We start from the raw sequence: 21,681 nt of genomic DNA, 5'->3' as shown, positions 1-21,681 counted from the left end.
GCACGCACCGGTCGCGCGCCTGGCATGCATGTTGCATTTTCCCGAGCGCCGTCAGGAATCACATTCGCGCCGGCAACAAGCATCGCCGTGCGTTCCCCGACGGCACGGCATGCAGGCGGCTCACATCGATTCCGTTACGGCGCTTTTAATTAGTAATACGTATTACAACACTCAAAAAAACGGAGACAGACGATGAAGAGCAGGACATGGACGATTTGCACGGCGCTGCTCGGCGCGGCGGCAAGCACGAGCGGTTTCGCGCAGAGCAGTGTCACGCTGTACGGCGACCTCGACGCCGCCTTGCTCTATACGAGCCGATCGCTCGATTCGGCAACCGGCGGCAACGCCGGGCGCCAGTTCGCGCTGACCGACACGGGCATGACGCCGACCAACTTCGGCATCACCGGAAGCGAGGATCTCGGCGGCGGGCTGCACGCGAAGTTCAAGCTGGAGAGCGGCTTCAACGTCACGGATGGCGCATTCGGCCATTCGAACGGCAACTTCTTCGGCCGCCAGGCGTGGGTCGGGATCGACGGCGGATTCGGCGAAACGAAGGTCGGCCTGCAGTTCTCGCCGTTCGTGCTCGCGATACTCGGATCGGACCCGCGCAACGTCTCCCACTTCGGCGCAGCACTGGTGCCGTACGTCGACAACGTGCTCGTCACGGGCCTCTTCAACCCGAACGCGATTTCGTATACGAGCCCGACGATCGCCGGGCTGACGGCCAGCGCGATGTTCGGCTTCGGCGGAAAGGCCGGCGACTTCCAGGCAGGACGCCAGTATTCCGGAAGCGTCACCTATACGAGCGGCGGCTTCATGCTCAACGCGGCGCTCTACGACGGCAACGGCGGCACGTCCCCGACGCCGGTTGCGAGCACGGTCGCGTTCGTCGGCCGCACGATCGGTGCCGCCTATACGTTCGGCCCCGTGACCGGCAAGGCGTCGTTCACGAGCTACAAGGTCGCCGGCTCGTTCAGCAACAACGTGTATAGCGCCGGCCTCGACTATCGCGTCACGCCGGCCCTCGACCTGAATACCGGCGCGTGGTACACGACCGACCGCAACGATTCGCACAATCACTCGCTGCTTGCCGCGGTCGGCGCCGACTACAGTCTGTCGAAACGAACCGGCCTGTATGCGCAGGTCGGCGTCGTCAACAACCACGGCGCGATGAATACCGGCCTCGGCATCACGGGCGGCGCGTTGTACGGGTTGCCGGGCACGACGGTCGGCGTCAACGCCGGCATCCGCCACGTGTTCTGACGCAGCGCTCGCGAACGGGCGGCCGGCACGCGCCGCCCGTTCGGCTGCGCAAGTCGGCAAGGCCGGCACGGCAACGCGGCGCAAACCCGACGCAAACGCGCCCCGCCCGGTGCCGGTCCGGTCGTCCGGCACGCCGATCTCGATGTTTACCCGACCTCAAGTCCGCGGCCGGGCGGCCGTCAAGTCAGGAACGCACGCCCAACCTCCGCCGGGAACCCGGCGCGCGTCTTTCAAGGAGACCCACCCACGTGAACTTCTTCGGAATCGGCCGCGGCCGCCGTTCGACGAGCGCGCTCGTCGGCGACATCGCCGAACAGGCCGGCAGGCTCGGCATCGAGATCTGCGACGTATCGGGCCACGTCGAGGAAGTCGCGGCCCGCGTCGCCCGGCAGGCCGAGGTATGCCATACGCTGCGCGAATCGGCCGCCCTCACGCTGCGCGGCAACCACCGGATCGCCGAGGCCGCGCAGCAGGTGCGCGACGTCAGCGCCAATGCGTCGAATGCGGTCCGGCAGTCGCAGCAGACGATCGAGGCATCGCTCGCGGACATTCACGGCCTCGTCGAGGGCGTCACCACGATCGGCGACCAGATGGGCGCGCTGCGTGACGCGCTCGATCACGTGCGGGCCGTGTCCGAGGAAATCTCCGTCATCGCGCGCCAGACCCACCTGCTCGCGCTGAACGCCGCGATCGAGGCCGCGCGGGCCGGCGAGTCGGGCCGCAGCTTCGCGGTCGTCGCGGCCGAGGTCAAGAACCTGTCCGCGAAAACCGGGCAGGCGACGGCTCAGATCGAGACGACCCTCGCGCGGCTCGCCGAGCAGACCGAGCGCCTGCTCGCGGAAGGCACCGACAACGCCGCGCGCGCGCATCGCGTGCGCGAGGGCACGCGCACGATCGGCGAGGTCGTGCACGCGACCGGGCACGCGATCACCGAGCTTGCCGGCGGGGCCGAACAGATCGCGTCGCTGACGGACGAGATCGAGGCGCAGTGCCACCGACTCGACGAGCAGGTAGGCGAGATGGCGTCCGGCGTCGAGAACTCGGCCGACAATTTCTCGCAGGCCAAGGACCGGCTCGGCAATCTGCTCTCCGTTTCCGAGACGCTCATCGAGCTCACCGCCGCGACCGGCATCGAATCGCCCGACACGCGCCTGATCGACACCGCGCGGAGCACGGCCGCCGCGATCGGCAAACTCTTCGAGGAAGCGGTAAGCCGCGGCGATATCGCACTCGACGCGCTGTTCGACACGCACTACGAACCGATTCCGGGCACCGACCCGCAACAGTTCATGACACGCTTCACGGCATTCACCGATCGCGTGCTGCCGGCCGTCCAGGAGCCGGTCCTCGCCCTCGACGAACGCATCGTCTACTGCGCGAGCTTCGACCGGCAGTGCTACCTGCCGACCCACAACCGGAAGTTCTCGCTGCCGCAGCGCGCGGACGCCGCCTGGAACGCCGCGAATTGCCGGAACCGCCGGATCTACACGGACCGGACGGCGCGCATGTCGGTATCGCATGACAAGCCGTTCCTGCTGCAGACCTATCGCCGCGACATGGGCAACGGCCAGTTCGCGCTGATGAAGGACGTCTCCGCGCCGATCGTCGTCGGCGCACGGCCGTGGGGCGTCCTGCGAATCGGCTACAGCGTCTGAACCGGGGCGTGCGGGCCGCGCCTATTGCTCCAGCCCCACTCCCAGCGGCCGCTGATCGCTGCGCCCGTGATCGTCGACCACCCGCACCGTATAGCTGCCGGCCGTCCCCGGCTGCCAGAACAGCGCGTCGCCCGGCGTACTGCGGCCGACATACGCATCGTTGACGAACCAGTACAACGCATGCGCGCTCGCATCGGCCGTCGCGTTGAACGCGATGCGCGTCTCCCCGGTGCGCGTCACCCGCATCGCATACGTACTGCCGCGCAGCGGCGACGTGATCCGCGGCGGGTCGCCCTCCACCTGCCCCGCATCGCGGCAGTCCGCATTCTGCGGCGGCCGCCTGCGTGGAATACCGGCCTGCGCGAACACCTGCTGCAGGTCCGACGGCCAGAACTCGAAGATCTCCGTATGCGTGCGCTTGCCGTCGTACGGCGGACACGCGGCCTTCCCCGTCGCATCGTCGATCACGACGGGCCGGTGCACGTTGCTCACGCGAATCGGCGACGTGCCCGGAATGAACCACGTCCAGCCCTGTTGCGGACACCATTCGTTCGGCAGATCGCCGCTCGCGAGACAGATCCGCACGCGCTTCAGCCGCGGCGGCATCGCGCGTGGCGGTTCGGCGAGCGGGCGCTCGGCGTTCATCGCATCGACGACCTGGAAGAACAGCGGCGCGGCCGCATCGACGCCGACGAAGGCCGTATTGGCCGAATTGTCGAAATTGCCGACCCACACGACCAGCACGTACGGGCCGAACACGCCGGCCGTCCACGCATCGCGGAACGACCATGACGTGCCGGTCTTCCAGTACACGGGCACGCTCGACGGCTGCGCGCCGCTCGTCTCGTCGGGGCGCAGGTGCTGGCGCAGCATGTCCATCGTCACGTAGCTCGCGTCGGCGCTCAGCAGGCGCCGGGCGGGCCGCGCCGGCTCGTCCGCGCGCAATCGCAGCGGCCGGAACTCGCCGCGATTCGCGAGCATCGCGTACAGCGCCGCGAGATCCTGCATCGTCACTTCGCCGCCGCCGAGCACGAGCGCGAGCCCGTAGTGCTGCGCGCTCGCGAGGCGGCGCACGCCGGCTTCCTGCAGGAACCGGTACAGATCCGGCGACTTGAGCTGCGACGCGACCCATACGGCCGGCACGTTGCGGCTGCGGTTCAGTGCGTCGGTCGCGGTGATCGGCCCGAGGAAATGGCCGTCGAAATTCTCCGGCGCGTACGGGCCGAACGACGTCGGCACGTCGCGCAGCACCGTCTGCGGATGCAGCACGCCCTGGTCGAAGCCGAGCGCATAGATGAACGGCTTGAGCGTCGAGCCCGGCGAGCGCCGCGCGAGCGTGCCGTTCACCTGCCCGTCGATCGTGCGATCGAAGAAGTTCGCGGAGCCGACCAGCGCCTTCACGCCCATGTCGCGCGTATCGACGAGGATCGCCGCCGCGTTGCGCACGCCGCGCGTGTCGTTGCGCGCGACATAGCGTGCAACCTGTCGTTCGAGCGTGCGCTGCAGGTCGAGATCGAGCGTCGTCACGAGCCGCGCGCCGGCATCGCTGTCGTCCGCCGCACCGCCCGACGTCGTGCGCCACGCGCCGCGCGCGGCGAGCGCCTGGTCGACCGCATGCGGCGCGTCGAACGGCAGCGCGGACAGCGGCCGCATCGCGAGCGGCAACGCGAACAGCGGCTTCAGCGCAGCATCGCCGGGATGCGTCGTCAGCCAGCGCGCAAACAGCCGGTTGCGCGACGCGGCCAGCGCGCGGTTGATCTCGTCCTGCCCGCCGCGCACGCGCCGCGCCGGGTCCTGCGGAATCACCGCGAGCGCGAGCGCTTCGGGCAACGTCAGCGCATCGGGCATCCGGTCGAAATAGACGACGCTCGCGGTGCCCGCGCCTTCGACGTTGCGCCCGTATGGCGCGTCGTTCAGATAGGCTTCGAGGATCTGCCGCTTCGAATAGAACAGCTCGAGCTGCAGCGCACGCGCGACCTGCGCGAGCTTGCCGGCCGGCGTGCGCGTGTTCAGCTTCCACAGCGAGCGTGCGAGCTGCATCGTCAGCGTCGACCCGCCCTGCGGATTGCCGCCGCGCACGTACGTGATCCACGCGCCGCGCGCGAGCCCGTACGGGTTGAAACCCGGATGCCACCAGAACCAGCGGTCCTCGTGCAGCATCACGGCTTCGACGAGCTGCGGCGACATCCGGTCGAGCGGCACCCATAGCCGGTAGCGCTCGTCCTTCGCGAGCGTCAGGCGCAGCAACCGGCCCCGCGCGTCCGTCACCGCGACCGACGACGGCTTCCAGTCGCGCAGCGGCGGATGCGGCCACAGCCGGCACGCAACCAGCGCGCCGACCACGAGCAGCACGCCCACGAGCCAGTTCTGCCAGCGGTGCAGCCAGCGGCCGGCACCGTGCAGCGCGCGCCGGACGGCAGAGGCTTCAGCCACGCGCGAGCACTCCCCGCTTTCGACGTGGCGCGCAACGCCGCGGCACCCGCCTCGTCATCGCGCGCGCTCCACCGTCAGCGCCGTGCCGCCCGGCGCCTGCGCCTGCACCCGGCGGTCGTACATCGACTCGCCGTACGCGGGCGGCGCGACGAAGCGGCCCGCGTTGCTCGCCTTGATGCGGTAGACGAATTCGCGCACGTCGGTCGTCGCGGTGCCGTAGATCACCACGCGATCCTCGCGCACATCCGCGAACTGCGGCTGCCAGGTCGACCCCGTCACGCCGATCGGCGACCGCCACGGCGCATCGGCCACCGGCGCCGACGCGCCGCCGTTGCCGTCGCCATCCTGCGTGTCGGTCGCGGGCGGCGGCGCGATCACCGGATCGAAGCCGCCCGGCAGCAGGTCGACGATCGCGATGTTGCCGACGTTCGCCGAACCCGTCGCGCGGATCTTCAGGTGCACGTCGATCTCCTGGCCGAGCGTGATCCTGTCGAGCGGCTTGCCGTTCGTGTCGGTGTAGTCGCGCACGATCTCCAGCCCGTTCCTGATCGCCTTCGTCGACGTGCCGCGGTCGTAGCCGGACTGGCTCGCGACCCACCACGCCGGCAGCGTGCTGCCGTTCACGAAGTCGACGCGCGACGCGCCGGCCGCCCACGTGCCCGAGCGCACGAGGCCCGCCTGGATCGACGACACGTCCTTCGCGCCGGCACCCGCACGCACCTCGTCGATCGCGAGCCGGTCGAGCTGGCCCGCGTTCGACGCCGCGTATGCGTCGAGCGCGAGAATCGTCATCGCCGACGACAGCGTGTTGTAGCGGTTGTCGACGAGCGGCGCGGCGAGGTTGTCCATCGCGCGCGGCGACAGCTTGCTCACGCGTTCGGGGAAGTGCTTCGCGAGCAGGTACAGCACGCTCGCGTCGCGCGTCAGCGGGTCGATGTAGTAGCCCGTCACGTAATCGCCGTCCGACGCGCGCTTGCGTTCGAGCAACGCCTGCGGGCCCGCGATCAGCGCGGCGGCTTCCTTGTCCTGCTTCAGCAGCTGATACGACGCGGCGAGCCATGCGGCCGCGAGATCGTTCTTCCAGTCTTTCGGGTACGCATCCTGCAACCGCTTCTGCACGGCCGCGAGGCTGTTGGTCGTCACGTTGCCCTGACGCGTCAGCAGGTACACCGCGTACGCGCGCTGCCGCAGCAGGTCGAGCGAGCCGAGCGCATCGTTCGCGGCGAGCTTCTGCAGATAGGCGTTGCCGGCATCGAGCATGTCCTTCGGCACCGCGATGCCGCGATCGCGCGCATCGAGCAGCACGTGCATCGCATACGCGGACACGAACGGATCGGCGTCGGGCGTCGCGCTCCACAGCCCGAAGCCGCCCTGCGCGTTCTGCCGGCCGCGCAGCACGCCGAGGAACTGCGCGATCGCGCTCGCATTCGCCGCGTCGGCGCCGGCTTCGGGCGCATGCATCGCGCTCGTCAGCGCGCGCACCGACAGCCACTTCGCCGCGAACACGCGCGGCACGACCGCGCTGACCATCTGCTCGCTGCAGGCGTGGTCGAAGTTCACGAGATACGACGACAGCCCCTCGGACAGCACGAGCGGCGCGGTCGAGATGCTCGCGTCGCGCGACGCGTACGCGTCGTACATCGACCGCAGGTTCGGCACGCTCGCCTTCTTGCCCGGATCGACGCGCGCGATGTCGAGCTGCGTGCGGAACGCGGCGGCCGGCCGCACCGACACGTCGACGCGCTGCTGCGCGCCCTTCGCGCCGTAGCGCGCGCCGAACGACAGCGTGCCCGAACCGAGCGTATCGGTCGCCTTCACGCGGAACATCGCGACGCCTTCGTGCTGCGGCGCGAGCGCGACGCTCTGCGTCGCCGGACCGATCACCTGCAACTGCGGGCCCGTCTTCAGCGTGACCGCCACCGGCACCGGCTGGTTGCCCACGCCCGTCAGGTTGTTCGCGACGCCGACGCTGACGTCGGCCTCGTCGCCCGGCGCGAGCGTCGTCGGCACGTTCGGCGACAGCACGAAATCGCCGCGCACCGTCGTCGCGCCTTCGAACGTGCCGACCAGGTCCGGCGACACCGACACGGCCATCACGCGCAGCTTGCCGTTGAAGTAGTCGGGCACCGTGTAGCTCAGGCGCGTGTCGCCGTTCACGTCGACGATCCCCGACCAGTAGACGACCGGCTTGTCGCGCTTGCGCTTGAACGGGTTCAGCTGCCGGCCGATCGCGTCGTCGGCGTCGCCGCCGGGCGCGGCCATCGCCATCAGCTTCTCGAAGTCCGGCAGGATCAGGTCGAGGATCTGCGACGTGCCGACCTCGAGCATCCGCTTGCGGAAGAAGAACTTCAGCGGATCGCCGAGCTTGTAGCGCGCGACCTGCAGGATGCCTTCGTCGACCGCGAACACGACGACCTTTGCCGGCTTCGCCGAATGCACGGTGAAGTTGACGGTATCGCCCGGCTTCACCAGCGCCGGCGCCTCGACGCTCACCGCGTTGCGGCGCGCGTCGAGATTCACCGAGAACGGCACGACGCCGTAGCTCAGCGGGCTCATGAAGATCTCGTCCGACGACGGATCGCGGATGTACTGCACGTTGATGTAGCCGTTGCCTTCGAAACCGGCCGGCACCGTGATGTGCTGGATCGAGCTCGTCGTGTCCGCATGGAACCATGCGTGCGCGTACACCTTGTCGCGCTCGATCGTGATCAGCCCGCTGCCCGCATAAGGCGCGCGGATCGCGATCTCGACCTGCTCGCCCGGCCTGAAGTCGTGCTTCGCGAGGCTCACCTGCAGCTCGGCGTTGCGGTCGAGCGAGCGCGTGACGTTCGCGGCGCCCGTGACCGAATACTCGATCCGGTTCACCGCGGTGCCGTCCGCGCGGCGGATCACGAGCGCGTAGCTGCCCGGCTTGTCGGTACGCAGCGCGAAGTCGAGCCCCGCGGCCGGAATCGACAGCGGCTTCTCGTCCACCGGTACTTCCTTCAGCCGCGAATCGTATTTGTATGCGCCGGAATCCTGCTTGGTCAGCACCGACACGTAGCGCTCCTCGACGAGCTGCGCACGCAGGTCCTTCACGTCGATCGCCTTCGCGCCCGGATCGATCGCGACGAGCCGCACCGAGCGCGGGCTGCCGCGCTTCACGTAGCCGAGATCGTCGACCGACTTGTAGCCGACGAGCCAGTCGTTGTTCGACACGAGCGTCTGCGCGTTCGCCGCGACGTTGCGCCCGCCCTCCGCTTCGTAAGCCTTCGCCTGGAAGTACAGCTGGTAGGTCGCGTCCGCGTACTTGTCGAGATCGAGGTCGAACTCGGCATGGCCCTTGTCGTCGGTCGTGCCGTCCTGCAGCGTCGTCGTGTAGCCTTCCTTCGCGCGCCGCGCATCGAAGAAGTGATAGCCCTGCCAGCTGCGGAACGACGGCCATACGGGGCGCAGCGTCAGCGTCGCCGCGACGCGGCGCTTCTCGGCCGGCGTGCCGAACAGGTTCTGCGCATCGACGATGCCCTTCAGCCCCTTCGGCTTCACCCACCCTTCGACGACCTGCTGCGACAGCTTCGCGTCGACCTTCATCCGGTCGGGCAGGAACTCCTTCACCTGGACGGTCGTGCTGCCGATCGGCTCGGCACCCGGCTGGCCGTCCTTCACGATATACAGGTTGACCGTCCACGTGCCGGTCGGCGCCGTTTCGGCGGTCGTGTAGCCGAGTTCGGTGAAGCCCGTCGCATCGACGGTCACCGGCTTGCGCTCGACGGTGATCCCGCGCGGGTCGACGATTTCCGCCTGCAGCGGCACGCCGGCCGGGCTGCGCGCCCAGCTGGCCGCGCGCACGATCAGGCCGATGTGGAACGGATCGCCGGGCCGGTACAGGCCGCGATCCGAGAACAGGTACGCCGACAGCTGCCCCTGGCCCGTCGCGTTGCGCTCGCCGTCGACGTCGAAGCGCGAGAAGTCGAGCTGACGGTCGCGCCCGGCCACCGGCAGGAACGACAGGTCGGTGTCCTTCTTCACGACATACAGCTGCGGACGCTTCTCGCGGTCGAGCCCCTTGAACGCGGGAAAATGCACGACGCCGTCGGCGCTGGTCGTCTGCGTGAACAGTGCCTGGCCGTTGACCGCGAGCACCGACACGGTTGCGCCCGCAACCGGCCTGCCGGTGCGGATCGACTGGATGAACACGTCCTGGCTGCCATCCAGCGCCTTCTTGACCAGCATCCCGAGATCGGTCACGACGATCAGGCGCGTGTCGCCGAGCGCGCTGTCGCCATCGTCGCCATTGCCGTTGCCGCTGCTGTCGCCCGCATCGGCGTTGTCGGACTGATCCTGGCTGCCGTCTGCGGACGATGCATCGTCATCCTTCGCGTCGTCGGTCTGCTTCTTCGCGGCCGCCGGATCGAACTTCGACAGGTGCAGCAGGAACACGCCGCGCTTGCCGCCCTTCAGGTACTGGCCGAGATCGATGCCTTCGTAATGGGCCTTGCCGGGCTCGCCGGCCGGGAACGCGCGCGTCTGCACGAAGCGCTCGACGATGTGATCCTCGCTGAACGAATAGGACAGCTCGGGCCGCGCGTACGTGCCGTTGTTGAAGCTCACGAGATGCTGGATCTGGTCGGGCAGCACGCGGCCGATCTCGACCTTCATCCCCGGCAGGTTGCGCGACACGACCGACAGCCGCTTGCTGCCGCTCATCGACAGCAGCGAGCCGTCCGCCATGAAACGCAGCAGCTTCGGATAGTCGGGCACCGTGAACGCGCTCGTCACGGGCTTGCCGAGCAGGTAGCCGCCGGCCGACTTCAGGTCGCCCTCGACCCGCACGACGACGCGCTCGCCCGGCGTCGCGTGGTACTTGAAGCTCTGCAGCGTCGCGAAATCGTTCTCGGTCGGCACCGCTTCGAGCGGCAGCGGCTTCGACTGCTTCAGCACCGCGTCGCTGATGTCGGCCACGTTCCATTCGTACGGCGGATCGTCGTCCGACTGCTCGACGCCCGGCTTGCGCTTCGGCAGCACCCACGCCTTCGCGCGCGCGGCGAGATCGGCGCTGCGCACACCGTCGGACGTTTCGGCGACGAGCACCTGCTCGGGCTCGTAGCGCTCGTTGTCGACGAGGGTCGGCGCGACGTTGCCGATCGACAGGCTGTACAGCCCCGGCACGCCGACCGACGCATGCAGCACGTCCGGCGTGCCGTTGCCGCCGCGCGCGCTCTTCACGCCCTTGTCGACGTCCAGCCGCACCGACAGCGGATCGCGCGGGATCTCGAGCGGCTGCGAGTAGACCCACGCGCTCGTCTTCATCTTGTCGTAGTTGACCGTGTAGCGCAGCGGCGACGCGCTCTTGCCGTCGCGGCCGACCAGCACGAGGCCGATGCGCTTCTCGAACTCGGCCGGATCGACCGGGTAGTTGAAGCGCAACTGCAGCAGGGCCTGCCTCTCCGCCGGGTTGTCGGGGTTCTGGTAGAACTCGTTGTTGCCGAAGGTGGCGGCGAACGCCGGCAGGTCGAACGCGAAACGATCGTCGCGCATGATCACCTGCGGCGCGAACACGCGGTGCACCGCGAAACGCACCTCGACGTGCGCGCCGACCGGCCAGTCGGCCGCCGGCGTGAAGCGCAGCGTCTTGTCGTCGACCCACTCCCACGCGCCCTTCAGCGCGGGCGTCATCTCGATGCCGTCGCCGGCCGGCTTGCCGACCCGCTCGATCGGCGCGGCCGACTGCGCGAACGCCACTTCGAGCGGATGCACGGTGATCTTCGGCTTGTCGGTGTCGTCGACCTCGTAGGTCGTGATCGCCGGCGCCTTCACGGTGAAGCCGACGGTTTCGGGCTCGGGCGGCTTCGGGCGATGCTTGAACCAGTAGCCGCCGTAGCCGAGCGCGGCCGCGAGCAGCACCAGGCCGCCGGCATGCCACGGACGGCGGCGCACGGCCGCCGCGGTGATGCCCATCCACGCGGGCGCCGTCCACGACACGTCGCCGACCAGCGGCCGCAGCGCGCAGCCGAGCAGCCACCAGACGAAGCCCGCCACGCGAATCGGCAGGAGCAGCAGGAAGCGCAGCAAATCCATGTTGTTATTTCCTTGTTCAAGGACGTGCGGCCGGCTTCGGCGGCGTTCCCCGAGATTTATCGGTCTGTGGCGGCGCGGCCCTGGTTGCGCCGTAATGCTTGGAATGTTGTGTTCGACCGGATGCTGGCCGCCATTATCGATCAGACCCGAAAGGATGGAAATATCGGTGTGCCGGCGCGCAACGCCGCCCGACGACCGGCCGGACGGGCAGGTTTCGGCTCTCCGCCCCGACCTCGGGACACGGCCGCGCCGCGTTCGCTAGAATGCGCGGCTCGGCAGGATCGAATCGAAATGAAAGGAAACCGCTTGAAACTCCCGTTCGAATGGCAGATCGGGCTGCGCTACGCGCGCGGCGGCCGGCGCTCGGCCGGCGACGGCTTCGTGTCGTTCATCGCCGGCGCCGCGATGGCCGGCATTTCGCTCGGCGTCGCCGCGCTGATCGTCGTGCTGTCGGTGATGAACGGTTTTCGCACCGAGGTGCGCGACCGGATGCTGTCGGTGCTCGCGCACGTGGAAATCTTCTCGCCGACCGGTTCGATGCCGGACTGGCGGCTGACCGCGCACGAATCGCTGCGGAACCCGGCCGTGCGCGCGGTCGCGCCCTATGTCGACGCGCAGGCGCTGCTGACGAACGCGGGCAGCGTGACGGGCGTCGCGCTGCGCGGCATCGACCCCGTGCTCGAACCGCGCGTGTCCGAAATCGCGCGCAAGCTGAAGACCGGCCGCCTCGACGCGCTCGTGCCGGGCGAGATGGGCATCGTGCTCGGCGCGGCGCTCGCCGATGCGCTGCACGTGAAGATCGGCGACCGCATCACGTTCTTCGCGCCCGGCCACGGCGCGCGCATCGGCGAGGCGCTGCCGCGGTTCCGCCAGTTCAACGTGGTCGGCACGTTCGAGTCCGGCCATTACCAGTACGACAGCGCGCTCGCGTACATCCACATCCGCGACGCGCGGAAGCTGTTCAACGTGCCCGCGCCGACCGGCGTCCGGCTGCGCGTCGACGACCTGCAGCGCGCGCCGGAGATCGCGCTCGCGCTGTCGCGCACGCTGTCGGGCGACCTGTACATCCGCGACTGGACGCGACAGAACCGCACGTGGTTCGAAGCCGAACGGCTGCAGAAACGGATGCTGTCGCTGATCCTGATGCTGATCGTCGCGGTCGCCGCGTTCAATCTCGTGTCGTCGCTCGTGATGACCGTCACGCAGAAACAGGGCGACATCGCGATCCTGCGCACGCTCGGCGCGCCGCCGCGCTCGATCATGAAGATCTTCGCGATCCAGGGGATGACGATCGGCCTCGCCGGCACGCTCGCGGGCGTCGCGTCCGGCTGCGCGATCGCGGTGAGCATCCCGTGGGTGCTGCCGGCGATCGAGCAGGTGCTCGGCATCCGCTTCCTCACCCCGTCCGTGTACTTCCTCAGCTCGCTGCCGTCGAAGCTGTCGGCGATCGACGTGATCGAGATCGCCGCGGCCGCCTTCCTGACGTCGTGCGCCGCGACGCTGTACCCGAGCTGGCGCGCCGCCCGGGTACAGCCGGCCGAGGCGTTGCGCGACGAATAGGCCGCGCGTTACGCGGTCTCGTGGAAGCCGACGCTGTGGCTGCCGTCCGGCGTGTAGGCGGCGAGCACGTCGAGGCCGACGTCGACGAGTTCCGCGCGCATGCCGGCCGTCTCGTGGCCTGACGGGTCGACCAGGATCGCGGTGCCCGACGACAACTGGCGCACGGTATTCAGCAACGCGAGCGTGCCGCGCGCGGTGCCGGCCGACTGCCCGACCGTCAGCGGCGTGCCGTCTTCCGCGACGAGGCGCTGGCCGGACGTCAGCGGCTGGTTGCGCGCGACGGACGCGTTGAGCAGGCTCATGAAATGAAAACGCGCATCGGCGTTCCGGCCGGCCGCCGCGCGGTCGCTGTCGGTGAACGTGTCGCCGCGCACGGCCGCGCCCTGCGCGGCGAGGTCGACCGCCTGGTCGTGAAACGCGTTCACCGCGGCCACGAGGCCGGCATTCGCGTTCAGCGTCGACTCGATCCACGCGCGGTCGCTCTCCGGCAGGCTCGTCGAGTCGACCTTGATCTGCCCGTTGTCGGTCGTGAAGTCGAACGACGCGTCGGCCAGATCCGGCCGCTTCGCGACGATCTCCTGCATGCTCGCCGCGAGCGGGTCGGTCACGCCGCGCAGCTTCATCGTCAGGTCGCCGACCATCGACAACTGTTTGGTCAGCGCCGCCTGCATCGCTTCAGGATCCAGCGCCCTGACCGTGAGCGGCTGGCCGGGCGGGTTCCCGGAATCCGCCGTATCCGTGCCCTGGCGCCCGTCGAGCGCCGCCTGTGCCATCTGCGCGAGCGACAGGCCGCCCGCAGCCGTAACCGAAATCGTCATTGCCCTCTCTCTCCTTTCAGACTGTTTTTCACGGTTTACGGACGGATTCCACGAAAGTTGAGACGGTATCGCGTCAACACATGCAAACTTTGTTTGACTAAAGCTAAAAAAGTTTGACACAGACATTTCACTGAGATAACTTTTGCGCAAGCTTCCGGAAAGCAATCCGGCCCGCCGTGCCGGCTCGTTTCGCGCTTTCCTGCCATTGCCGCACCGCCGTTCGCAACATTCCCGCGTCACCGCATCGCGCCGTTCCGTTTCATCCGAAACCTGAAGGAAGCCCGGTCATGCCTGCGTTTGATTCGCACTCCTGCATTCATTCCGTGCCGCCGCCGCGCTGACGCGCCATTCGCGCTCCGTTCGGGGCGAGACGCCGGTGCGCGTCGCCCGCCGCTTTTGATGGTGCAGTTCCGCTTCATCCGATGCAGTACCCGGCCAGGCCGCAGGGGGCGTATCGCGAGCCGCGCCGGTTCCAGACAATCACAAGAGACGAGGTCGATCCAATGAACATTCATCGAACCGGATTCCGGCGCGCGTGGCTGCCCGCGCTCGTGGCAGCCGCGACGCTCGCCGCGTGCGGCGGCGACGACGGCGGCAGCGCGGCGGGGGTATCCGCACTCGCGCAGGGCCAACAGGAGGGGGCCGCCGCAACGGCGGCCGATGCGCAGTCGCTGGCGTCGCACGTGTCGCCGTCCGGTGTCCCGTACGCGAATCCGGCCAGCAACGGACGCTACAAGCCGGTGATCAGCAACGGCCAGGTGCAGCCGTCGCTGTCGGGCGGCACGATCGAGGAAAACGCGTGGGTCGACACGCCGGTCGATTCCGACGGCGACGGCACGCGCGACCGCATCCACGTGCGCATCGTGCGGCCGTCCGAAACCGCGAACGGCGCACGCACGCCCGTCATCGTGCTCGCGAGCCCGTACTACGCGGGGCTCGCCGACAGCCCCGACCACGACGTCGACGTCGAACTCGACGGCACGCCGCATCCGGCCGCGAACGCCGGCGCACCGGCATCGGCATCCACGCGCATCCTGGCCGCCGCGCCGCAGTCGCGGATGCTGCAGCAGGTCGAAGCGGCCGCCGCCGGCCGCTCGTGGATCGAGAGCTACTTCGTGCCGCGCGGCTTCACGATCGTCTACGCGGATTCGCTCGGCACCGCCGGCTCGGACGGCTGCCCGACGATCCTGACGCGCGACGAATCGGTCGCGATGGCGTCGGTGATCCGCTGGCTCGGCCGCGACGCGACCGCGAAGGACGCGAACGGCAAGACGGTCGTCGCGAACTGGTCGACGGGCCACGTCGGCATGTACGGCGTGTCGTACGACGGCACGCTGCCGAAGATGGTCGCGAGCCTGCGCACACGCGGGCTCGACGCGATCGTGCCGATCGCCGGGCTGACGAACATGTACGGCTACTACCGCTCGGGCGGCCTCGTGCGCGCGCCGGAAGGCTATCAGGGCGAGGACGTCGACGTGTACATCAAGGCGTTGCTGACGAACGCGCATCCGGAACGCTGCACGCACCTGATCGACGAAGCGTTGCAGCAGGAAGACCGCAAGACCGGCGACTATTCGCCGTTCTGGGCCGCGCGCGACATCCCGACGGGGTTCGCGGTCGCGCCGGCACTCGTCGCGCAGGGGCTCACCGACGACAACGTGCGCGTCGACCAGTCGACATCGTGGTATCTCGCGATGCGGCGCCAGGGCGTGCCGACGCAGCTGTGGCTGCACCGCCTGAAGCACACCGACCCGACGCGCGTGCCGGCGATGGGCGAAGCGTGGACCGCCGAGGTGAACCGCTGGTTCACGCGTTACCTGATCGGCTACAACAACGGCGTCGAGCGCGATCCGCGCGCGGTGATCGAGCAGGCCGACGGCACGCTGCTGAAGGAAGCCGACTGGGCCGCGCGCCGTGCGACGCCGGTCACGTACTTCGCGGGCGGCGACGGCGCAAGCACCGGCACGCTGCTGCGGCTGCCGAGCGGCGGCCCGCTCGCGCGCTTCACCGACGATGCGCGCATTCCAGCGCTCACGCTGGCGAACACGTCGACGGGCGAAAACCGCAGCCGCTTCGAAACCGCGCCGCTGACGGCCGCGGCGCGCCTGTCCGGCACCGCGACCGCACGCGTCAGGCTGACCTTCACCGGCGTCGCCAACGTGACGGCGCTGCTGGTCGATCGCGCGCCGGACGGCACGGCCACGATCGTCACGCGTGCCTGGACCGACCCACGCAACCGGCTGTCCGAGTGGCTGACGGAACCCGTGCTGCCCGGCCTGCCGTACGACCTGAAGCTGACGTTCATGCCGCGCGACTACAAGCTGGAAGCCGGCCACCGGCTCGGGCTCGTCGTCCTCTCCAGCGACTACGAGGCGACGCTGCGGCCGGCGCCCGGCACGGGCCTGACGCTCGATCCGGCCGGCACGTCGGTGACGGTGCCGCTGGCTTCGACGTCGGCGGGCGTGTAGTCGCACGCCGGCTGCCGGCATGACGGCACGGCCGCCCCCGCCTGCGCGCCCGTCGGCGCGGGCGGGGGATCGCTGCAGGAACGGCACGCCTGCGCCAGGCTGCGAAAATCGAACGCCAACGGTGCCCTCCCATGATCCCCCTCAGCGCGAAAGCGATCGTCCGTGACGGCAGCTCGGTCCTGTTCCTGCGTAATCCACGCGACGAATGGGCGTTGCCGGGCGGCTGGCCCGAAGCCGGCGAATCGCTCGAGGAAACCGTCACGCGCGAAGTGCGGGAGGAATGCGGGATCGTCGCCTCGGCGATCCGCCACGTGGCGAGCCGCTCGTGCGAGGTCGTGCCGGGCAAGCGTGTGCTCATCGTGTGCTTCGAGTGCCGGGTCGATCGTCATGAAATCGTCCTGAGCGACGAGCACAACCCGTTCGGCTGGATCGACCTCGATGCCGACAAACCGGCGAACCTGCCGGATTTCTATTGGGCATTCCGCAGGCAGGCGGGCTGATTCGCGCCCGCCCTTCGGCACTCACACCGGCGTCAACACCGGCTGCCCCGCGAAATGCCGCGCCGCGTTGTCGAGAAACTGCTGCACCGACCGATCGAGCGCCTCGGGCGACCAGCCGCCCATGTGCGGCGTCAGCACGACGTTGTCGAGATCCGTCAGCGCGCGCGGCGGCTCCGGTTCGCCTTCGTACACGTCGAGCCCCGCGCCGGCGATGCGCCGTTCGCGCAGCGCATCCGCCAAAGCAGCGGTATCGACAACACTGCCGCGCGACACGTTGACGAGAAAACCGCCGGGCCCGAGCGCATCGAGCACGGTGCGGTCGATCAGGTGCCGCGTGCCCGCGCCGCCGGGCGTCGCGACGATCACGAAATCGGCCCACTGCGCCAGCGCGTCGACCCGGTCGAAATAGCGGTAGGGAACGGGCTTCTCGGACCGGTTGTGATAACCGATCTCGATGTCGAAGCCGGCCGCACGGCGCGCGCACTTCTCGCCGATCTTGCCGAGCCCGACGATGCCGAGCTTCCTGCCCGACACGTTCGGCGGCATCGGCAACCCCTCGCGCCACACGCCCGCGCGGGTTTTCGCATCGAGCTGCACGACGTTGCGCACCGCCGCGAGCAGCAGCGCGAACGCGTGATCGGCGACGCAATCGTCGTTGGTGCCCGCGCCCGTGACGACCGTGACGCCGCGCGCCTTCGCATGCGCGACGTCGATGTGCTCGTAGCCCGCGCCGAGCGCGCTGACGAACGTCAGTTGCGGCAGCCCGTCGATCTCGGTGGCGGTGAGCCCCGTGCTGCCGTTGGTCAGCACCGCGCGAATCGTGCCGCCGTGTTCGGCGATCGCGCGTGCGCGTTCGTCGGGCGTCGGAGCATGGCGCACGTCGAACGACGCGGCGATCTTGCGCTGCGCGTCGCCGCGCAATGCGATGAGGACCAGCAACTCGGGCTTCATGTCGGCAAGTGTCCGCAGGCAGGGAACGAATTTCAGTGTAACAAGCGCACGCGACGGATGCGGGTTATCCCCACACGGGCTGTGGACACACCGCCGCACGCGGTTTGCCAAAGCCGGCTCAGTCAAGTAACTTTCGGCGTACGCCCCCGTCCTGGAGATCGGCCCAATGAAGCTCGCCCTGCCCGCCCGGATCCTGGGCCTCGTGTTCGCCGCCGCCGTCGTCGCGCCCGGCGCGCACGCCGACACGCCCGTCGTGGTGTCGTCGAAGATCGACACCGAAGGCAACCTGCTCGGCAATCTCGTCGCGCAGGTGCTGAAGGCCCACGGCATTCCGGTCACCGAAAAGATCGCGCTCGGCACGACGCCGATCGTGCGCAAGGCGCTCACGAGCGGCGAGATCGACATCTACCCGGAATACACCGGCAACGCCGCGTTCTTCTTCAACAAGGCCGACGACCCCGTGTGGAAGAACGCCGCACAAGGCTACGACACCGCGAAGAAGCTCGACTATGCGGCGAACCACCTCGTGTGGCTCGAGCCGGCGCCGGCGAACAACACGTGGGGCGTCGCGCTGCTCGCCCCCGTCGCGCAGTCGCAGCACCTGAAGACCCTCTCCGATTTCGGCAAGTGGGTGGCCGGCGGCGGCAAGGTGAAGCTCGCGGCATCGGCTGAATTCGTGAACAGCGCGTCCGCGCTGCCGTCGTTCGAGAAGGCGTACGGCTTCAAGATGAAGCCCGAACAGCTCGTCGTGCTGTCCGGCGGCGACACGGCCGCGACGATCAAGGCCGCCGCGAACCAGACCGACGGCGTGAATGCCGCGATGGTCTACGGCACCGACGGCGGCATCGCGTCGAGCGGCCTCGCGGTGCTCGACGACGACAAGCACGTGCAGCCCGTCTACGCCCCGGCGCCCGTGATCCGCGAAGCCGTGCTGAAAGCGCATCCGCAGATCGCCGACTACCTGAAGCCCGTGTTCGCGAGCCTCGACCTGAAGACGCTGCAATCGCTGAACGCCCGCATCCAGATCAACGGCGAGCCGGCCGCCGGCGTCGCGAAAAGCTACCTGAAAGCGAAGGGCTTCGTTAAATGACGGATCGCGCGGCCGCATCCGCGCGGCGCGTGACACTCGACAAGGTCGGCATCCTGATCGGGGTACTGACGATCGTCGCCGTGTTCGGCCTGTCGTTCGCGGTGCTGCGGCCGAACCGGATCGCGGCCGGCACCGGGCTGTCGGTGTTCGCCGCGCTGCCCGCGATGCAGGGCGCCGCGCTCGCCGCGCTGTGGACCGCCGGCGCGTTGTGGGCGATGACGGCGAGCCGCCCCGCCTGGCGGCTCGCGGCCGGCTGCGCGGGGCTCGCGACGCTCGCGTATGCGGTCGGCGCCGCCGCGCGGCATGTCGTCGCGCCCGACGACATGCTGGCCCGCGTGTCGCCCGACGCGGGCGTCTGGCTGCTGCTGTTCGCGTGGGCCGTGCTCGTCGCCGACGCGCTCGCACGACTCGCGTTCGGCCCGTGGCGGCGCCTCGTCGCGCTCGTCGTCGCGATAGCGGCGATTTCGGTGCCGCTCGCCAGCGGCTGGTGGGACGGCCTCTCGGTGATGCGCGAATACGCGGTGCGCAGCGACGATTTCTGGCGCGAGGCGATCCGTCACGTCTCGCTCGCGGGCGGCTCGGTGGCCGCCGCGCTCGTCGCGGGCCTGCCGCTGGGCATCGCATGCGCGCGCGTCGCGTCCGTGCGGACCCTCGCCATGCCCGTGCTCAACGTCGTGCAGACGATCCCCAGCATCGCGATGTACGGGCTGATGATGGCGCCGCTCGGCCTGCTCGCCGCGCACGTGCCGCTCGCGGCCGCGCTCGGCATCCGCGGGATCGGCGTCGCGCCGGCCGTGCTCGCGCTGTTCCTCTATTCGCTGCTGCCGATCGCCTCGAGCGTCGTGGTCGGGCTCGGGCAGGTGCCGCCGCACGTGACCGAAGCGGCACGCGCGATGGGCATGACGCGCGCGCAGCGGCTGCTGCGCGTCGATCTCGTGCTCGCGCTGCCGGTGATCCTGAGCGGCGTGCGCATCGTGCTCGTGCAGAACATCGGCCTGACCGCGGTGGCCGCGCTGATCGGCGGCGGCGGGTTCGGCACCTTCATCTTCCAGGGGATCGGGCAATCGGCCGCCGATCTCGTGCTGCTCGGCGCGATCCCGACGATCGCGCTCGCACTGGCGGCCGCCGTCGTGTTCGAAGCCGCGACATCGCTCGCGAAGGGGCGTGCAGGATGATCGAGATCGAACGGGTCGGCAAACGCTTCGGCGACGTGATCGCCGTCGACGACGTGTCGCTGACGATGCAGCGCGGCACGATCACCGCGCTCGTCGGTGCGTCGGGCAGCGGCAAGTCGACGCTCCTGCGCATGATCAACCGGCTGATCGCTCCGACCACCGGCACGATCCGCATCGATGGCGTCGATACGGCGACCGTCGCGCCCGAGCAACTGCGGCGCGGCATCGGCTACGCGATCCAGGGGCATGGGCTGTTTCCGCACTGGAGCGTCGCGCGCAACATCGCGACCGTGCCGCGCCTGCTCGGCTGGCCACCCGGGCGCATCGACGCGCGCGTGAACGAACTGCTCGACCTGTTCCATCTCGCGCCGGCCGAGTTCGCGGACAAGCTGCCGCACGAACTGTCGGGCGGCCAGCAGCAGCGCGTGGGCGTCGCGCGCGCGCTCGCGGCCGAGCCCGCAATGCTGCTGATGGACGAACCGTTCGGCGCGCTCGACCCGATCATTCGCGGCAAGGCGCAGGACGACCTGTTCGCGCTGCAGCGCCGCCTCGGCATCACGGTCGTGATCGTCACGCACGACATCGAGGAAGCGCTGAAGCTCGGCGATACGATCGCGGTGATGGACGGCGGCAGGCTGCTGCAGGTCGCGCCGCCGGCCGAGATTCTCGGCAAGCCGGCGGCCGGTGTCGTCGAGCAGCTCGTCGCGGGGGTCGACCGGCCGCTGCGCCTGCTCGCGCTGACGCCGATCGATACGGTGGCCGAACCCGGCCACGCCGACGGCGAGCCGATCGCCGCGACGCGCACGCTGCGCGATGCGGTGTCCGAGCTGCTGTGGCGCGGCGTCGACGCGCTGCCTGTCGACGACGGCGGCGAGCGCAATGCGCGCCGCATCACGCTCGATGCGATCCGCGCGCATGCGAGGAAGCCCGCATGACGGCGCATGGCAGCGTGCGGCCGACGCGTTCGGCGCTTCCCGCGTACGTCGCCCGCGCGGCCGCGCTCGCGCTGCTGCTCGTGCTGCTGTTGCGCCCCGCGTGGCTGCAGGGGGTATTCGCGCCGTTCGCGGACAACGGCGCGCCGGTCATCTACGATCGTGCGAGCCTGCTCGATCTCACGCTCGCGCATCTCGGCACGGTCGCGCTGTCGAGCCTGATCGGCACGATCGTCGCGGTCGCGGCCGGCATCGCGGTCACGCGGCCGGCCGGCGCGGATTTCCTGCCGGTCGCGCGCAGCGTCGTCGATATCGGCCAGACCTTCCCGCCGGTCGCGGTGCTCGCGCTGGCCGTGCCGGCCGTCGGCTTCGGCCTGAAGCCCGTACTGATCGCGCTCGTGCTGTACGGGCTCCTGCCGATTTTCGAAAGCACGATCGCAGGGCTCGAGGACGTGCCGCGCGACGTCGTCGACGCGGCGCGCGGGATGGGGATGAGCGGCTGGCAGCAACTCGTGTCGGTCGAACTGCCACTCGCGTTTCCGGTGATCGTCAACGGGATCCGGCTCGCGGTCGTGATCAATCTCGGCACCGCGACGATCGGCTCGACGGTCGCCGCGCGCGGGCTCGGCGACGTGATCATCGCGGGCCTGCAGACGTCGAACACCGCGTTCGTGCTGCAAGGTGGCGTGATCGTCGGGCTGCTCGCGGTGCTCGTCAGCGATGCGATCGGGTCGATTGCGCGAGTGGCGAGCGCGCGGCGCGCCTAGAAAACACGGCGA

Annotated in this window: 13 protein-coding genes; 9 read left to right on the top strand and 4 right to left on the bottom strand. The window is 69.4% G+C overall.

The features are described from left to right. The first annotated feature begins 192 nt into the window (after positions 1 to 192). On the top strand, positions 193 to 1,263 hold the full coding sequence (locus HWX00_RS14960) for a porin (protein WP_175026745.1): 1,071 nt from the start codon (positions 193 to 195) through the stop codon (positions 1,261 to 1,263). A 248-nt stretch (positions 1,264 to 1,511) separates the two neighbouring features. Then, positions 1,512 to 2,918: a methyl-accepting chemotaxis protein gene (locus tag HWX00_RS14955; protein ID WP_069246007.1), complete on the top strand. Its 1,407-nt coding sequence runs from the start codon at positions 1,512 to 1,514 to the stop codon at positions 2,916 to 2,918. A gap of 21 nt (positions 2,919 to 2,939) precedes the next feature. Here the strand turns inward: HWX00_RS14955 and pbpC are convergent, their stop codons facing one another. Further along, positions 2,940 to 5,351, bottom strand: a complete 2,412-nt coding sequence (pbpC, locus tag HWX00_RS14950) for a penicillin-binding protein 1C (RefSeq protein WP_175026744.1) — start codon at positions 5,349 to 5,351, stop codon at positions 2,940 to 2,942. A 54-nt stretch (positions 5,352 to 5,405) separates the two neighbouring features. Then, positions 5,406 to 11,408, bottom strand: coding sequence for an alpha-2-macroglobulin (locus HWX00_RS14945; RefSeq protein ID WP_175026743.1), 6,003 nt, complete (start codon positions 11,406 to 11,408; stop codon positions 5,406 to 5,408). 291 nt (positions 11,409 to 11,699) lie between these two features. Between HWX00_RS14945 and HWX00_RS14940 the strand changes: the two genes are divergently transcribed. Next, the gene (locus tag HWX00_RS14940; RefSeq protein WP_175026742.1) at positions 11,700 to 12,968 is read left to right on the top strand and encodes a lipoprotein-releasing ABC transporter permease subunit; all 1,269 of its coding nucleotides are present in this window, start codon (positions 11,700 to 11,702) and stop codon (positions 12,966 to 12,968) included. A gap of 8 nt (positions 12,969 to 12,976) precedes the next feature. Here HWX00_RS14940 and HWX00_RS14935 read toward each other — a convergent pair whose 3' ends face one another. Further along, positions 12,977 to 13,786, bottom strand: a complete 810-nt coding sequence (locus HWX00_RS14935; RefSeq protein ID WP_175026741.1) for a hypothetical protein — start codon at positions 13,784 to 13,786, stop codon at positions 12,977 to 12,979. A 503-nt stretch (positions 13,787 to 14,289) separates the two neighbouring features. On the opposite strand from HWX00_RS14935, the gene HWX00_RS14930 reads away from it, so the two are divergent. Both HWX00_RS14930 and HWX00_RS14925 read left to right on the top strand, forming a co-directional pair. Beyond that, positions 14,290 to 16,254, top strand: coding sequence for a Xaa-Pro dipeptidyl-peptidase (locus HWX00_RS14930; RefSeq protein ID WP_175026740.1), 1,965 nt, complete (start codon positions 14,290 to 14,292; stop codon positions 16,252 to 16,254). Between the two features lie 131 nt (positions 16,255 to 16,385). After that, a complete protein-coding gene (locus HWX00_RS14925) occupies positions 16,386 to 16,754 on the top strand; it encodes an NUDIX domain-containing protein (protein ID WP_175026739.1) in 369 nt (122 codons plus the stop codon). Between the two features lie 21 nt (positions 16,755 to 16,775). Here the strand turns inward: HWX00_RS14925 and HWX00_RS14920 are convergent, their stop codons facing one another. Continuing rightward, positions 16,776 to 17,705 carry a 2-hydroxyacid dehydrogenase gene (locus HWX00_RS14920; RefSeq protein ID WP_175026738.1) on the bottom strand — a complete coding sequence of 310 codons (930 nt, stop codon included), beginning with the start codon at positions 17,703 to 17,705 and terminating at the stop codon, positions 16,776 to 16,778. Between the two features lie 166 nt (positions 17,706 to 17,871). On the opposite strand from HWX00_RS14920, the gene osmF reads away from it, so the two are divergent. Genes osmF through HWX00_RS14900 form a run of 4 tightly spaced genes read left to right on the top strand, consistent with a single transcriptional unit; the run spans position 17,872 to position 21,669 of the window. Beyond that, complete coding sequence (osmF, locus tag HWX00_RS14915) at positions 17,872 to 18,795, top strand: glycine betaine ABC transporter substrate-binding protein OsmF (protein WP_049036449.1); 924 nt, start codon at positions 17,872 to 17,874, stop codon at positions 18,793 to 18,795. Continuing rightward, positions 18,792 to 19,970: an ABC transporter permease gene (locus tag HWX00_RS14910; RefSeq protein WP_069705517.1), complete on the top strand. Its 1,179-nt coding sequence runs from the start codon at positions 18,792 to 18,794 to the stop codon at positions 19,968 to 19,970. Before osmF ends, HWX00_RS14910 begins: the two co-directional genes overlap by 4 nt. Beyond that, on the top strand, positions 19,967 to 20,905 hold the full coding sequence (locus tag HWX00_RS14905) for an ABC transporter ATP-binding protein (protein ID WP_175026737.1): 939 nt from the start codon (positions 19,967 to 19,969) through the stop codon (positions 20,903 to 20,905). Before HWX00_RS14910 ends, HWX00_RS14905 begins: the two co-directional genes overlap by 4 nt. Then, positions 20,902 to 21,669: an ABC transporter permease gene (locus HWX00_RS14900; RefSeq protein ID WP_034186035.1), complete on the top strand. Its 768-nt coding sequence runs from the start codon at positions 20,902 to 20,904 to the stop codon at positions 21,667 to 21,669. Before HWX00_RS14905 ends, HWX00_RS14900 begins: the two co-directional genes overlap by 4 nt. Positions 21,670 to 21,681: the final 12 nt, after the last annotated feature.

The sequence above is a fragment of the Burkholderia seminalis DSM 23518 genome (assembly GCF_902832885.1).
In the GTDB taxonomy this organism is placed as follows: domain Bacteria; phylum Pseudomonadota; class Gammaproteobacteria; order Burkholderiales; family Burkholderiaceae; genus Burkholderia; species Burkholderia seminalis.
Note: the sequence above shows the minus strand (reverse complement) of the source record. Positions and strands in the feature narration are given on the sequence as shown.